This is a genomic window from Priestia sp. 40 (assembly GCF_049368575.1).
In the GTDB taxonomy this organism is placed as follows: Bacteria; Bacillota; Bacilli; order Bacillales; family Bacillaceae_H; genus Priestia; species Priestia zanthoxyli.
In genome coordinates this window covers 183,408-198,002 of record NZ_JBMPZA010000023.1, presented here as the reverse complement: position 1 = coordinate 198,002, position 14,595 = coordinate 183,408, and the positions used below count along the sequence as shown (strand labels likewise).

The 14,595-nt window shown below is 40.2% G+C and carries 13 protein-coding genes and 3 rRNA genes; 15 read left to right on the top strand and 1 reads right to left on the bottom strand.

The window, feature by feature from the left end; translation table 11 throughout:
• The 13 genes from ACO1DI_RS24440 to rsmI form a co-directional block, all read left to right on the top strand.
• Positions 1 to 317 (top strand): 16S ribosomal RNA (locus ACO1DI_RS24440); the annotation flags it as partial.
• A gap of 225 nt (positions 318 to 542) precedes the next feature.
• A 23S ribosomal RNA gene (locus ACO1DI_RS24435) occupies positions 543 to 3,479 on the top strand.
• A gap of 62 nt (positions 3,480 to 3,541) precedes the next feature.
• Positions 3,542 to 3,657, top strand: a 5S ribosomal RNA gene (gene rrf / locus ACO1DI_RS24430).
• A 139-nt stretch (positions 3,658 to 3,796) separates the two neighbouring features.
• Positions 3,797 to 3,979, top strand: coding sequence for a sigma factor G inhibitor Gin (locus ACO1DI_RS24425; RefSeq protein WP_013054842.1), 183 nt, complete (start codon positions 3,797 to 3,799; stop codon positions 3,977 to 3,979).
• A 153-nt stretch (positions 3,980 to 4,132) separates the two neighbouring features.
• Positions 4,133 to 5,557 carry an aminotransferase class I/II-fold pyridoxal phosphate-dependent enzyme gene (locus ACO1DI_RS24420; protein ID WP_423145662.1) on the top strand — a complete coding sequence of 475 codons (1,425 nt, stop codon included), beginning with the start codon at positions 4,133 to 4,135 and terminating at the stop codon, positions 5,555 to 5,557.
• Positions 5,558 to 5,573: 16 nt separating this feature from the next.
• Positions 5,574 to 6,200 (top strand): dTMP kinase, encoded by a 627-nt coding sequence (tmk, locus tag ACO1DI_RS24415; protein ID WP_115652888.1) that lies wholly within the window; start codon positions 5,574 to 5,576, stop codon positions 6,198 to 6,200.
• A gap of 63 nt (positions 6,201 to 6,263) precedes the next feature.
• Positions 6,264 to 6,593, top strand: coding sequence for a cyclic-di-AMP receptor (locus tag ACO1DI_RS24410; RefSeq protein ID WP_013054845.1), 330 nt, complete (start codon positions 6,264 to 6,266; stop codon positions 6,591 to 6,593).
• Between the two features lie 33 nt (positions 6,594 to 6,626).
• The gene (holB, locus tag ACO1DI_RS24405; protein WP_013054846.1) at positions 6,627 to 7,619 is read left to right on the top strand and encodes a DNA polymerase III subunit delta'; all 993 of its coding nucleotides are present in this window, start codon (positions 6,627 to 6,629) and stop codon (positions 7,617 to 7,619) included.
• A gap of 4 nt (positions 7,620 to 7,623) precedes the next feature.
• Entirely contained in the window at positions 7,624 to 8,451 is an 828-nt protein-coding gene (locus tag ACO1DI_RS24400; RefSeq protein ID WP_423145661.1) for a PSP1 domain-containing protein, read from the top strand.
• Positions 8,452 to 8,465: 14 nt separating this feature from the next.
• Positions 8,466 to 8,831, top strand: a complete 366-nt coding sequence (gene yabA / locus ACO1DI_RS24395) for a DNA replication initiation control protein YabA (RefSeq protein ID WP_013054848.1) — start codon at positions 8,466 to 8,468, stop codon at positions 8,829 to 8,831.
• Between the two features lie 78 nt (positions 8,832 to 8,909).
• Positions 8,910 to 9,656: a tRNA1(Val) (adenine(37)-N6)-methyltransferase gene (locus tag ACO1DI_RS24390; RefSeq protein WP_370695769.1), complete on the top strand. Its 747-nt coding sequence runs from the start codon at positions 8,910 to 8,912 to the stop codon at positions 9,654 to 9,656.
• Complete coding sequence (locus ACO1DI_RS24385) at positions 9,643 to 9,930, top strand: GIY-YIG nuclease family protein (protein WP_014462068.1); 288 nt, start codon at positions 9,643 to 9,645, stop codon at positions 9,928 to 9,930. The genes ACO1DI_RS24390 and ACO1DI_RS24385 overlap by 14 nt, the downstream gene beginning before the upstream one ends.
• Positions 9,908 to 10,780, top strand: coding sequence for a 16S rRNA (cytidine(1402)-2'-O)-methyltransferase (gene rsmI / locus ACO1DI_RS24380; RefSeq protein ID WP_116741795.1), 873 nt, complete (start codon positions 9,908 to 9,910; stop codon positions 10,778 to 10,780). The genes ACO1DI_RS24385 and rsmI overlap by 23 nt, the downstream gene beginning before the upstream one ends.
• Positions 10,781 to 10,812: 32 nt before the next feature.
• On the opposite strand, the gene ACO1DI_RS24375 is transcribed toward rsmI, so the two are convergent.
• A complete protein-coding gene (locus ACO1DI_RS24375) occupies positions 10,813 to 11,103 on the bottom strand; it encodes an AbrB/MazE/SpoVT family DNA-binding domain-containing protein (RefSeq protein WP_170836841.1) in 291 nt (96 codons plus the stop codon).
• A 565-nt stretch (positions 11,104 to 11,668) separates the two neighbouring features.
• Between ACO1DI_RS24375 and metG the strand changes: the two genes are divergently transcribed.
• Complete coding sequence (gene metG, locus ACO1DI_RS24370) at positions 11,669 to 13,651, top strand: methionine--tRNA ligase (RefSeq protein ID WP_116741797.1); 1,983 nt, start codon at positions 11,669 to 11,671, stop codon at positions 13,649 to 13,651.
• A 71-nt stretch (positions 13,652 to 13,722) separates the two neighbouring features.
• A complete protein-coding gene (locus tag ACO1DI_RS24365; RefSeq protein ID WP_014462066.1) occupies positions 13,723 to 14,493 on the top strand; it encodes a TatD family hydrolase in 771 nt (256 codons plus the stop codon).
• The last annotated feature ends 102 nt before the right edge of the window (positions 14,494 to 14,595 follow it).

Genomic DNA, 14,595 nt, shown 5'->3' with positions numbered 1-14,595 from the left:
CACACGTGCTACAATGGATGGTACAAAGGGCTGCAAGACCGCGAGGTCAAGCCAATCCCATAAAACCATTCTCAGTTCGGATTGTAGGCTGCAACTCGCCTACATGAAGCTGGAATCGCTAGTAATCGCGGATCAGCATGCCGCGGTGAATACGTTCCCGGGCCTTGTACACACCGCCCGTCACACCACGAGAGTTTGTAACACCCGAAGTCGGTGGAGTAACCGTAAGGAGCTAGCCGCCTAAGGTGGGACAGATGATTGGGGTGAAGTCGTAACAAGGTAGCCGTATCGGAAGGTGCGGCTGGATCACCTCCTTTCTAAGGATTTTTACATGACGTACGTTTTGACACTTTGTTCAGTTTTGAGAGTTCAATCTCTCAATTATAGAAAGCACACTACTTTCTTCTTATCTAATAAGAAGAATTTTGGTTGCGATTGTTCTTTGAAAACTAGATAACAGTAATTGCTGAGGAAAAGTGAAACTTTTCTTTAATCAAACCAATAAATAACACAACAATATGTTGTACCATTTATTCGCTAATGGTTAAGTTAGAAAGGGCGCACGGTGAATGCCTTGGCACTAGGAGCCGATGAAGGACGGGACTAACACCGATATGCTTCGGGGAGCTGTAAGTGAGCTTTGATCCGGAGATTTCCGAATGGGGAAACCCACTGTTCGTAATGGAACAGTATCTTTATCTGAATACATAGGATATTGAAGGCAGACCCGGGGAACTGAAACATCTAAGTACCCGGAGGAAGAGAAAGCAAATGCGATTTCCTGAGTAGCGGCGAGCGAAACGGAATTAGCCCAAACCAAGAGGCTTGCCTCTTGGGGTTGTAGGACACTCTATACGGAGTTACAAAGGAACGAAGTAAATGAAGCGACCTGGAAAGGTCCGTCGAAGAAGGTAACAACCCTGTAGTTGAAACTTCGTTCCCTCTTGAGTGGATCCTGAGTACGGCGGAACACGTGAAATTCCGTCGGAAGCTGGGAGGACCATCTCCCAAGGCTAAATACTACCTAGTGACCGATAGTGAACCAGTACCGTGAGGGAAAGGTGAAAAGCACCCCGGAAGGGGAGTGAAAGAGATCCTGAAACCGTGTGCCTACAAGTAGTCAGAGCCCGTTAACGGGTGATGGCGTGCCTTTTGTAGAATGAACCGGCGAGTTACGATCCCATGCAAGGTTAAGCTGATAAGGCGGAGCCGTAGCGAAAGCGAGTCTGAATAGGGCGTTTAGTATGTGGTTGTAGACCCGAAACCAGGTGATCTACCCATGTCCAGGGTGAAGTTCAGGTAACACTGAATGGAGGCCCGAACCCACGCACGTTGAAAAGTGCGGGGATGAGGTGTGGGTAGCGGAGAAATTCCAATCGAACCTGGAGATAGCTGGTTCTCTCCGAAATAGCTTTAGGGCTAGCCTCATGTTGTGAGAGTCTTGGAGGTAGAGCACTGATTGGACTAGGGGCCCCCAACGGGTTACCGAATTCAGTCAAACTCCGAATGCCAAAGACTTATCCATGGGAGTCAGACTGCGAGTGATAAGATCCGTAGTCAAAAGGGAAACAGCCCAGACCACCAGCTAAGGTCCCCAAGTATACGTTAAGTGGAAAAGGATGTGGAGTTGCTTAGACAACCAGGATGTTGGCTTAGAAGCAGCCACCATTTAAAGAGTGCGTAATAGCTCACTGGTCGAGTGACTCTGCGCCGAAAATGTACCGGGGCTAAACGTATCACCGAAGCTGTGGATTGACATCTTTGATGTCAGTGGTAGGAGAGCGTTCTAAGTGCTGTGAAGTCAGACCGTAAGGACTGGTGGAGCGCTTAGAAGTGAGAATGCCGGTATGAGTAGCGAAAGACAAGTGAGAATCTTGTCCACCGAATGCCTAAGGTTTCCTGAGGAAGGCTCGTCCGCTCAGGGTTAGTCGGGACCTAAGCCGAGGCTGAAAAGCGTAGGCGATGGCCAACAGGTTGATATTCCTGTACCACCTCCCCGCCGTTTGAGTAATGGGGGGACGCAGTAGGATAGGGTAAGCGCGCTGCTGGATATGCGCGTTCAAGCAGTTAGGCTGATGAGTAGGCAAATCCGCTCATCATAAAGGCTGAGCTGTGATGACGAGGGAATTATAGTACCGAAGTTCCTGATTCCACACTGCCAAGAAAAGCCTCTAGCGAGGCGGGAGGTGCCCGTACCGCAAACCGACACAGGTAGGCGAGGAGAGAATCCTAAGGTGATCGAGAGAACTCTCGTTAAGGAACTCGGCAAAATGACCCCGTAACTTCGGGAGAAGGGGTGCTCTGGTAGGGTGTATAGCCCGAGAGAGCCGCAGTGAATAGGCCCAGGCGACTGTTTAGCAAAAACACAGGTCTCTGCGAAGCCGCAAGGCGAAGTATAGGGGCTGACGCCTGCCCGGTGCTGGAAGGTTAAGAGGAGGGGTTATCCTTTGGGAGAAGCTCTGAATCGAAGCCCCAGTAAACGGCGGCCGTAACTATAACGGTCCTAAGGTAGCGAAATTCCTTGTCGGGTAAGTTCCGACCCGCACGAAAGGCGTAACGATCTGGGCACTGTCTCAACGAGAGACTCGGTGAAATTATAGTACCTGTGAAGATGCAGGTTACCCGCGACAGGACGGAAAGACCCCGTGGAGCTTTACTGTAGCCTGATATTGAATTTTGGTACAGCTTGTACAGGATAGGTAGGAGCCTGAGAAGCCGGAGCGCTAGCTTCGGTGGAGGCGTCGGTGGGATACTACCCTGGCTGTATTGAAATTCTAACCCGCGGCCCTGATCGGGCCGGGAGACAGTGTCAGGTGGGCAGTTTGACTGGGGCGGTCGCCTCCTAAAATGTAACGGAGGCGCCCAAAGGTTCCCTCAGAATGGTTGGAAATCATTCGTAGAGTGTAAAGGCACAAGGGAGCTTGACTGCGAGACCTACAAGTCGAGCAGGGACGAAAGTCGGGCTTAGTGATCCGGTGGTTCCGCATGGAAGGGCCATCGCTCAACGGATAAAAGCTACCCCGGGGATAACAGGCTTATCTCCCCCAAGAGTCCACATCGACGGGGAGGTTTGGCACCTCGATGTCGGCTCATCGCATCCTGGGGCTGTAGTCGGTCCCAAGGGTTGGGCTGTTCGCCCATTAAAGCGGTACGCGAGCTGGGTTCAGAACGTCGTGAGACAGTTCGGTCCCTATCCGTCGTGGGCGTAGGAAATTTGAGAGGAGCTGTCCTTAGTACGAGAGGACCGGGATGGACACACCGCTGGTGTACCAGTTGTCTTGCCAAAGGCATCGCTGGGTAGCTATGTGTGGACGGGATAAGTGCTGAAAGCATCTAAGCATGAAGCCCCCCTCAAGATGAGATTTCCCATAGCGCAAGCTAGTAAGATCCCTGAAAGATGATCAGGTTGATAGGTCAGAGGTGGAAGCGTGGCGACATGTGTAGCTGACTGATACTAATCGAATCGAGGACTTAACCAAACTTTAAAAGCGTAAGCTTTACTCAGCAAACTGTTATCTAGTTTTGAGAGAACAATCTCTTGTCTGGTGGCGATAGCGAAGAGGTCACACCCGTTCCCATACCGAACACGGAAGTTAAGCTCTTTAGCGCCAATGGTAGTTGGGACTTTGTCCCTGTGAGAGTAGGACGTTGCCAGGCACCTGAAAAAGGACTAGCTAAAATAGCTAGTCCTTTTTTTATTATTCACAGAGTATAAGCTATCTACATAAAATGGGGTAAATGAACTGCATAAAGAAGTTGCATCTTGTCGATACTTATTTAGTGGAGGTGGAGAGTAATGGAAAAACAAATTAAGACATGTTCCGTTTGTCATGAACAGCATACAAAGGGTATTGAGGTGTTTTCCAGCTTTATATGCCAACACTGCGAGGTAGAGATTGTAGAGGTGGATTCATCTCATTTTCGTTATCAATTGTTAGTAGATCAATTAAAGAGAATATCAGGAGCGTTTTCTTACTAAAAGCCCTTTTTTATAAGGGCTTCTTTATATGGCTCAAAAAAATCATCTAAGTTTGTTATAATGAAAGAAAAATCAATTTTGATAGGAAAAATACTTACATATTCTTTTATCAAGTTAACAATGTTATATTTACAAAAAGTAAGGAATGGATGTATGGATACATATTTACCTTTATATAACCGTTTAGTAAGGCATAGCGAAAAGAGGTCACTCTCTTATCACGTGCCCGGCCATAAAAATGGTCAAATTCTACCTTCACATATTCAGTCTTCTTACGCAGACTTTTTGCAATACGATCTAACAGAAATTAGCGGATTAGATGATTTACATGAAGCAGAATCTGTTATTAAAGAAGCACAAGAGTTAACGGCAAAGTTGTATGGAGTAGATGAAAGCTTTTTTTTAGTTAATGGTTCTACTGTAGGCAATCTCGCCGCGATTTTATCTCTTTGTCAAGAAGGAGATAAAATTGCTGTTCAAAGAGATTCTCATAAATCTATTTTTAATGCTATTGCTTTATCAAAGGCATCACCTATTTTTTTAGCTCCTGAAATAGATTCAAAAACACATCTTAGTACAGGTGTATCCATTAAAACAATTAAAGCGGCTTTAGAGGGTTCTGACGATATAAAAGCATTTGTATTAACCAATCCTACTTACTACGGGGTGGCGCGAGATTTAAAGGAGATCATTGACTTTATTCATAGCTACAATATTCCTATAATTATTGATGAAGCTCATGGAGCCCACTTTATTTTAGGCAATCCTTTTCCGTCGTCAGCTGTGACGTATGGAGCGGATCTTGTTGTTCAGTCAGCACATAAAACGCTGCCAGCTATGACAATGGGTTCTTATTTACATATGCAAGGAACATTAGTAAATAGGCAAGCGGTGCGGCATTACTTACAAGTACTGCAGTCAAGCAGCCCCTCATACCCTATTATGGCTTCTCTCGATTTGGCACGGTATTATCTGCAGCAGTTTACTCAGCATGATATGGATAGAATGACTGACAATATTCATTCCTTTGTTAAAAAGATTAATGAGATTGATACACTTTCAACTATTGATGTAGAAACAGATCAAACTGCTACCGACCTTTTGAAAATGACGTTGACTTGTTCGGCGGCAACAGGATATCATTTGCAAAAGGAACTGGAAAAGCAAGATATTTATACAGAACTAGCTGACGTTAATTATGTATTGTTTGTTCTACCTTTAAGCAGCAGCTGGGATTTTAATGATACAATTAAGCGGGTTAGACAAGCAGTAGAGAATATACAGCGTAAGTCATATGAAAAACCACTAATCAAACCATTTCGTTTTTCAAGAGCAACGCTTCTCCTGCCTATGGAAGAAAGAAAACTAAGATCAAAGCATATGTGTTCGTTTGAAGAAGCGGTTGGGTGTGTAAGCGCACAATCTGTTATTCCATATCCTCCTGGAATTCCTATTTTAATGGAGGGAGAAACGATTACGAGCAATCATATTGACTATATTTTGCATATTCAAAGATTAAATGGTCATATTCAGGGCGGCTCTTGTATGGAAGAAGGAAAGATAGAAGTATTTAAATAGAGAAAGGAATTTATACATGTCAGGAACGTTTATTACATTTGAAGGGCCAGAAGGTGCTGGTAAGACAACGATCATCCATATGGTTCAACAAAAATTAAGACAAGAGGGCTATACTATTGTATTAACAAGAGAGCCTGGAGGCATACGAATTGCTGAACAAATTCGTGAAATTATCTTAAATCCATCTAACACGGAAATGGATGCCAGAACCGAAGCACTTCTTTATGCTGCGGCTAGAAGACAACATCTTGTAGAAAAAGTGATTCCTGAGCTAAATAAAGGGAATATAGTATTATGTGACCGTTTTATTGATAGCTCACTTGCTTATCAAGGAAATGCGCGGGGTATAGGCGTAGAAGATATTTTTGCTATCAATCAATTTGCTATTGAGCAAACGATGCCACAGGCCACTTTATATTTTGACATTGAGCCTGAGGTAGGATTAGAAAGAATTAATAAAGGTCGAAAAGATGAGATTAATCGATTAGATTTAGAATCCTTAGACTTTCATTACAAAGTACGAGATGGATATTTATCTCTTTTGAGTGAATTTCCAGAGCGTATTCGACGAATTGATGCAAATCAATCCGTTGAAAAAGTCTGTGAAGAAGCTTATAAACAAATAAAATTGATTTTAAAATAAATACAGATGATCGTTATTCTTGCTATACTATTCTTAACAAAAAAGTAAAATGAGGTGTTATTCATGAAATTAGTAATGGCCGTTATTCAAGATTCAGATAGCTCAAAGCTTTTAAATGCACTTGTAGAAAGAGGGTTTCGTTCAACCAAATTATCAAGTACGGGCGGATTTTTAAAATCAGGGAATACAACAATTATGATTGGTACAGACGATCATAAAGTAGATGAAGTACTTGATATTATTAAGGGCCAATGTGAAAACCGCAGACAGATGATTTCTCCTGTGGCACCGATGGGCGGTAATGCAGATTCATACATTCCGTATCCTGTTGAAGTTGAAGTGGGCGGAGCTACAGTATTCGTACTACCAGTAGATCAATTTCATCAATTTTAAGAGAGAAGATTTTAAATAGAAAGTGATGATTGAATGGGAAATACATGGGAACAGCTTGAAGCTCTTCAGCCGAACGTGTTAAAGATTTTGCAAAACAGCTTACTTAAAGAGCGAGTTGCTCATGCTTATTTATTTGAAGGAAGCAAAGGAACAGGTAAAAAACAAATTAGTTTTTTGTTTGCTAAAGCACTGTTTTGCCAAAATCCAGTTAATCATAGGCCATGCCATGAGTGCAGTAACTGCCGGCGAATTGATTCAGGTAATCATCCAGATATTCACTTGATTGAGCCAGCTGGTCTATCGATTAAAAAAGAGCAAATTCAATTCTTACAATCAGAATTCACAAAAACCGGTGTTGAATCTAATAAAAAGTTATATATTGTGAATCATGTTGATAAAATGACAGTAAGCGCAGCAAATAGTTTACTAAAATTTTTAGAAGAGCCTGGCAACGGAACTTATGCAATTTTATTAACAGAAAATATACAGCGCTTATTAGATACGATTATCTCACGTTGCCAAGTAATATCATTTCGATCTCTTACACCAGAACAGTTAGCTGAAAAACTAGTAGAAAATGGCCTTTCCGCAGTGGATGCGTCCATCTTGTCTAATTTAACAAACAGCATTGATGAAGCAATTGAATTAAGTAAAGATGAATGGTTTGGACTTGCAATAAAGTTAGTGATACAATTATATGAAGTGTTAACAACGAGACCTCAACAAGCTCTTCTTTTTATTCATGAAAAGTGGGTAACACATTTTAAAGAAAAAGAACAAGCTCATATTGGTTTAACTTTATTGATGCTTCTTTATCGTGATTTGTTGACGCTGCAAGTTGGACAAGAGTCTAAAATCGTCTATCGTCATAAAATAGAAGAATTAAAACAGCAAGCTCTTCAGACAACGCAGGAAAAAGCGATTTATCGCTTAGAGGTTATCTTGAAGGCCAAAAATAAATTAAATTCAAATATGAATCTACAGTTATTAATGGAACAGCTGGTGTTGGATTTGCAGGAGGGATAAAAGCTTGTATGATGTAGTAGGCGTTCGCTTTAAAAAAGCGGGAAAAATATATTATTTTGACCCTGGAGAACTTACAATTCCAGATGGTGAGTTTGTTATTGTAGAAACAGTTCGTGGTGTTGAATTTGGCAGAGTGGTTATTAATAAGAAGCAAGTAAGTGAACACGATGTTGTACTTCCTTTGAAAAAAGTAATCCGCATTGCTGAACAAAAAGACAGGCTGATTGTGGATGAAAATAAACAAGCTGCTAGAGAAGCGTATGACGTATGCGTGCAAAAAATTCAATCACACGATTTAGATATGAAGTTAGTAGATGTAGAATATACGTTTGATCGTAATAAAGTCATTTTTTATTTTACAGCAGACGGCCGTATTGATTTTAGAGAGTTAGTTAAAGATTTAGCTGCTATTTTCCGTACGCGAATTGAGCTTCGTCAAATCGGTGTACGAGACGAGGCAAAACTGTTGGGCGGGATAGGTCCTTGTGGCCGTATGCTATGTTGCTCAACGTTTTTAGGTGATTTTGAGCCGGTTTCTATTAAGATGGCCAAAGACCAAAACCTATCGCTTAATCCAACGAAAATTTCTGGTTTATGCGGACGTTTGATGTGTTGTTTAAAATATGAAAATGATGAGTATGAAACGGCAAAAGAACAGCTTCCTGATATAGGCTCAACAATTAAAACTTCAGATGGTTCAGGACGTGTAGTGGGTTTGAATATTTTGGAAAGAATTATTCAAGTGGAACTGTCAGATCACGAACAAACTTTAGAGTATACTCTGGATGAGATCAATAATGAAGGTGCTGTTTCGTTTCAAGCCACAGATTAACGAGGTGGGCAAAGGTGGATAAAAAAGAGATTTTTGATTCGGTGACAAACATGGAGGAACAAATTGGTCATTTATATAAGCAGTTAGGTGAGTTGAAAGAGCATCTTGCTGAGCTAATTGAAGAAAATCATCACCTGCAAATAGAAAATGATCATTTGCGCCGTCGCCTTGACCAGACAAACTTCGAAACGAAGCTGAAAAATAGACATTCAAAAGCAAGCGCTCAAACAAAAGAGCAAAAACAAATTGATATCGGAGAAGGATATGACAATTTGGCTCGCCTTTACCAAGAGGGTTTTCATATTTGTAACATTCATTATGGAAGTGTGCGTAAAGATGGAGACTGTTTGTTTTGCTTGTCATTTTTAAATAAAAAGTAACAACACCTCTCCCTTTTGGAGAGGTTCTTTTTATGAGTAAAAGATGTAAATAATAGATGTACAAGGAGAAGAACGACTATGGTTGAGTTATATGGAGATGAACGTTTAGATTATCTATTAGCCGATGAGGAGATGCGCATTATTCAAAGTCCGTCTGTCTTTTCCTTTTCATTGGATGCTGTGCTTTTATCTCACTTTGCTTATGTGCCAATTCGTAAAGGTAACTTGGTTGATTTATGTTCAGGAAACGGTGTAATCCCACTGTTTTTATCTAAACGAACAAAGGGAAAAATCATTGGTGTAGAAATTCAAGAACGGCTACACAGTATGGCGCAAAGAAGTATTGCGTATAATCAGCTCGATGGGCAGATTAAAATGATACATGGTGATTTAAAAAATGCACCTCAAGAACTGGGTTATGGAAAATATGATGTTGTAACATGTAATCCTCCTTATTTCACCACATCCAATAAAGAAGAGATAAATGAAAACGAACATTTTGCAATCGCTCGCCACGAAATTCATTGTTCGTTGGAAGATGTGATTAGAGCCAGCAGCCAACTAGTGAAGCAAGGCGGAAAAGTGGCATTAGTTCACCGTCCAGGAAGACTATTAGATATCGTTACGTTAATGAGGCAGTACCGTTTAGAGCCAAAGAGACTTCAGTTTGTCTATCCTAAAGGTGGGAAAGAAGCAAATACACTTTTAATTGAAGGTACGAAGGATGGAAGTCCAGATTTAAAGATTCTTCCTCCGCTGGTGGTCTACCAAGATAATGATGAATACACGGATGAATTAAAAAGGATTTTATATGGAACAAAATAATCATTATTTTTACGTAGTTGAATGCAAGGATTGTACGTATTACGCTGGTTACACGAATAATTTGCAAAAACGCATTTCTGTCCATAATGAAGGGAAAGGGGCAAAATATACGAGAGCAAGAAGGCCTGTTTCATTAATTTGGCATGAGGTGTTTACTTCTAAAACAGAAGCTATGAAAAAAGAGTATTGGTTCAAACAGTTAAGCAGAGTGCAAAAACAGGCTTACATTCGAAGGGAGCAAGAAAAGCAGAATGAAATCACAAAAAAGTTATGATGTATCGAATGAACGAGGCGTTTTATATTTAGTTCCCACTCCTATTGGAAACTTAGAGGATATGACATTTCGTGCGATTCGAATTTTAAAAGAAGTTGATTATATTGCCGCAGAAGATACGAGACAAACGAAAAAACTATGTAACCACTTTGAAATCGATACGCCTATTACAAGTTACCATGAACATAATAAACATACAAAAAGTGAACAGCTGTTAAGCGACTTAGACGGTGAAAAAAATATTGCTTTAGTAAGCGACGCGGGCATGCCTTGTATTTCAGATCCTGGTTATGAGTTAGTGGTAGCTGCCGTTAAAGAAGGATATACGGTTGTTCCGCTGCCGGGGCCCAATGCAGCATTAACAGCTTTAATTGCTTCTGGACTACCTACGGGGCAGTTTTATTTTTATGGATTTTTAAACAGAAATAAAAAACAGCGTAAAGAACAGCTTCAAGAGCTTCAGTATATTAAGGAAAGCATGATATTTTATGAAGCCCCTCATCGGTTAAAAGAAACGCTAAAGAGTATAGAAGAAATCTTAGGGAACCGATCTATTGTGTTATGTAGAGAGTTAACAAAACGCTATGAAGAGTTTTTAAGAGGAAGCGTATTAGAAGCAATTGAATGGACAAATACCACAGATATTAGAGGCGAATTCTGCTTAATTCTTGAAGGGACAAATGAAGAAGCACCAGATGAAAGTAATCTATGGTGGGAACAGCTCACCATTATCGAGCATGTTGATCACTATGTAGAAGAAGGGCTTTCAAACAAAGAAGCTATTAAGCAAGTGGCAAAAGACCGAGATGTGTCAAAGCGAGACATTTACAGTGAATATCACGTACATTAAAAAAAGCTGTCTATCATAGACAGCTTTTCGTTTTATTTAGAAGCTTGTAAAGAATCTTGAAGTTCTTTCATGATTTGTTCTGCACCTTCACGGCTTAGAATTAATTTGCCGCTAGCAAGTTGAATGTTATCATCAGATACTTCACCTGTTACTTGGCAAGTCATGTTTGGTTTGTATTTTTTTAAGATGATGCGCTCTTCATCTACATAGATTTCTAGAGCATCTTTCTCTGCAATTCCTAATGTACGACGTAATTCAATTGGAATTACTACGCGTCCTAATTCATCAACTTTACGAACAATACCTGTAGATTTCATGTTAATCGTTCTCCTCTCAGTAATCATTTTTCTATGTTATTACTTTCGTCATTATTCGACAATTTCAACGTACTTTCATAATACCAGCGTTTCCAAAACTAGTCAATCATTTTATATGTAAAAAAATGTAGCTGGGAAAAATTTTTTTCTCGACTTGTTTATAAGCTAATTGTGACCGTCAGTCAAGGAATGACAAGGGGTTTCATTGGAAAAAAGATTAATCGCCTAAATAGCTTGATATTAACTATTTTGAAGATAGGGTAAATATAATTCGACATAAAACGACAAAATTAGACCTATTTGTCGTTTTTATCGAAGTGACTTTTTGAATGAGGGTATATTTTATATAAAAATAGGGCGAAGCTGATACAATTAACAGGATTATTTTTTGGAAAAATAACGATTATTTAAAAATGAAGTGAATCCGTCATATTCCCTTGTATATAGGAAGAGAATGTTTTGAAATTATCATGTAAAATAGTATGATAGATAGTAGAATAAGAAGACAGGGTTTATATGATTACATCCATATAAATCAAAATGTTGAAATGGAATGTTGGAGGTTATGAACATGGCAGATGGAAATAATACATTTTATATTACTACGCCGATTTATTATCCGAGTGGTAAATTACATATAGGGCACGCATACACGACGGTAGCGGGAGATGCAATGGCTCGTTATAAACGTTTGAGAGGGTTTGACGTACGCTATTTAACAGGTACAGATGAGCATGGTCAAAAAATTCAGCGAAAAGCAGAAGAGAAAAACGTGACACCTCAGCAATACGTCGATGATATTGTATCTGGAATCAAAGAGCTGTGGGATAAGATGGATATTTCGTATGACGATTTTATCCGTACAACAGAACCCAGACATAAAGAAATCGTGGAAAAGATTTTTGCGCGCCTTTTAGAACAAGGTGACATTTATCTTGATGAGTATGAAGGTTGGTATTCAGTTCCCGATGAGACGTACTATACAGAGCATCAACTAATAGATCCAATCGTTGAAAATGGAAAAGTTGTAGGCGGAAAAAGCCCGGACAGCGGACACCCTGTAGAGCTCGTTCGAGAAGAGTCTTATTTCTTTAAAATGGGGAAATATGTAGATCGTTTACTAGCTTTTTATGAAGAAAACCCTTCATTTATTCAACCAGAGTCCCGTAAAAACGAAATGATCAATAATTTTATTAAGCCTGGCCTTGAAGACTTAGCTGTTTCTCGTACGACGTTTGATTGGGGGATAAAAGTTCCAGGTAATCCAAAACACGTTATTTACGTATGGATTGATGCGCTTTCTAACTATATCACCTCTCTTGGGTATGGTACAGAGAACGATGAAAACTATCGAAAATATTGGCCGGCTAACGTACATTTAGTAGGAAAAGAAATCGTACGTTTCCATACTATTTATTGGCCAATCATGTTGATGGCCCTTGATTTGCCACTTCCTAAGAAAGTATTTGCTCACGGCTGGTTATTAATGAAAGACGGAAAGATGTCGAAGTCAAAAGGGAATGTAGTAGACCCAGTGACATTGATTGATCGCTACGGGCTAGACGCACTTCGTTACTACTTACTTCGTGAAGTTCCATTCGGTTCAGACGGTGTATTTACACCAGAAGCGTTTGTTGAACGTATTAACTTTGACTTAGCAAATGACCTTGGCAACCTAGTTAATCGTACAGTGGCGATGATTAATAAGTATTTTGATGGTGTTATTCCGACTTATGAAGGCAATGTAACAGAGTTTGATGCACTTATCGTCCAAGCTCAAAAAGATACAGTGAATAAATATGAAGAAGCGATGGAAGATATGGAGTTTTCAGTGGCTCTTGCTTCTATCTGGCAATATGTAAGCCGCACGAATAAATACATTGATGAAACGCAGCCTTGGGCGTTAGCAAAAGATGAGAACAAGCGTGCAGAACTTGCTTCTGTTATGACACATCTAGCTGAATCAATTCGTCACATTGCGGTATTGCTGCAGCCATTCTTAACACGTACACCTGAGAAAATTTTTGCTCAGATTGGTGTAAAAGAAGATGTATTAAAAACGTGGGAAAGCACGACGCGTTTTAATATGCTTAAAGAAGGCACAAAAGTAGAAAAAGGTGAGCCAATGTTCCCTCGTCTAGATCGAGAAGAAGAGGTAGCGTTTATTAAAGAGCAGATGCAAGGAAGTGCTCCAAAGGAAGAAAAACCTGTTGTGAAGGAAGAGCCTTCTGAAGAGATTACAATTGATGATTTCATGAAAGTAGAGCTTCGTGTAGCGCAAGTTACACAAGTAGAACCGGTTAAAAAGGCAGATAAACTATTAAAGCTGCAGCTTGATCTTGGCTATGAAAAACGCCAGGTTGTATCAGGTATTGCCAAGTTTTATAAGCCTGAAGAATTAGTAGGTCGAAAAGTAATTTGTGTAACCAACTTAAAGCCTGTGAAACTGCGCGGCGAACTATCACAAGGAATGATTTTAGCGGGTGAAGATGAGAATGGTCTTTCACTAGCAAGCGTAGATCAAAACTTAGCAAACGGCACGAAGATAAAATAAGTATAGGTAAAAGGGGTGTTTCACGTGTAACATGCGAGGACCCCCTTTTATTCATGGAAAGGATCGATTAGATGTTATTTGATACACATGTTCATTTAAACGCAGAACAGTATGAAGATGATTTGCACGAAGTAATTAATCGTGCGTTAGAAAAAGGTGTTCAAAACATGGTAGTTGTTGGATTCGATGAACCTACCATCAAAAAGGCTATTCAAATAGCTGAAACGTATGACTTTATCTATGCTAGTGTAGGATGGCATCCAGTAGATGCAATTGATATGACGGATGAGCACTTAGCTTGGATTGAAGAGTTAGCTCAGCACCCGAAAGTTGTTGCTTTAGGGGAAATGGGATTAGACTACCATTGGGATAAATCACCTAAAGAGGTTCAAAAGGACGTATTTCGCCGTCAAATTCGCTTAGCACGCAAAGTGAATTTGCCTATCATTATTCATAACCGTGATGCAACGGAAGACGTGGTAACGATTTTAAAAGAAGAGCACGTAGAGGAAGTAGGAGGGATTATGCATTGCTTTACAGGCAGTATTGAAGTAGCAAAGCAGTGTATGGACATGAATATGTATATTTCTTTTGGCGGACCTGTTACCTTTAAAAATGCGAAAAAACCAAAAGAAGTTGCTACAGAACTTCCTTTAGATAAACTATTAATTGAAACAGACTGTCCTTATCTAACTCCTCATCCATTCCGCGGCAAGCGCAATGAACCTGGTTATGTTTCATACGTAGCGGAGCAAATTGCAGAGTTAAAAGGGATAACGTATGAAGAGTTAGCCGATATTACAACAGCTAACGCCAAAAAGCTATTTGGCATTAATGATTAAAACTTTTTCTCATATAACAATCATTTTCGTGTTAAAGTAAAGATAGGCGCAGAGGAGAATGTTATCCTCTGCCTTTTTCAGTTAAAATAACAGATAGATACT

Excerpts from the sequence above, each read along its gene's own strand:
- ACO1DI_RS24410 (WP_013054845.1), top strand. The coding sequence starts at position 6,264 with ATGAAATTAGTAATGGCCGTTATTCAAGATTCAGATAGCTCAAAGCTT.
- ACO1DI_RS24390 (WP_370695769.1), top strand. The coding sequence starts at position 8,910 with ATGGTTGAGTTATATGGAGATGAACGTTTAGATTATCTATTAGCCGAT.
- tmk (WP_115652888.1), top strand. The coding sequence starts at position 5,574 with ATGTCAGGAACGTTTATTACATTTGAAGGGCCAGAAGGTGCTGGTAAG.
- holB (WP_013054846.1), top strand. The coding sequence starts at position 6,627 with ATGGGAAATACATGGGAACAGCTTGAAGCTCTTCAGCCGAACGTGTTA.
- ACO1DI_RS24365 (WP_014462066.1), top strand. The coding sequence starts at position 13,723 with ATGTTATTTGATACACATGTTCATTTAAACGCAGAACAGTATGAAGAT.
- ACO1DI_RS24425 (WP_013054842.1), top strand. The coding sequence starts at position 3,797 with ATGGAAAAACAAATTAAGACATGTTCCGTTTGTCATGAACAGCATACA.
- ACO1DI_RS24385 (WP_014462068.1), top strand. The coding sequence starts at position 9,643 with ATGGAACAAAATAATCATTATTTTTACGTAGTTGAATGCAAGGATTGT.
- ACO1DI_RS24420 (WP_423145662.1), top strand. The coding sequence starts at position 4,133 with ATGGATACATATTTACCTTTATATAACCGTTTAGTAAGGCATAGCGAA.
- metG (WP_116741797.1), top strand. The coding sequence starts at position 11,669 with ATGGCAGATGGAAATAATACATTTTATATTACTACGCCGATTTATTAT.
- rsmI (WP_116741795.1), top strand. The coding sequence starts at position 9,908 with ATGAAATCACAAAAAAGTTATGATGTATCGAATGAACGAGGCGTTTTA.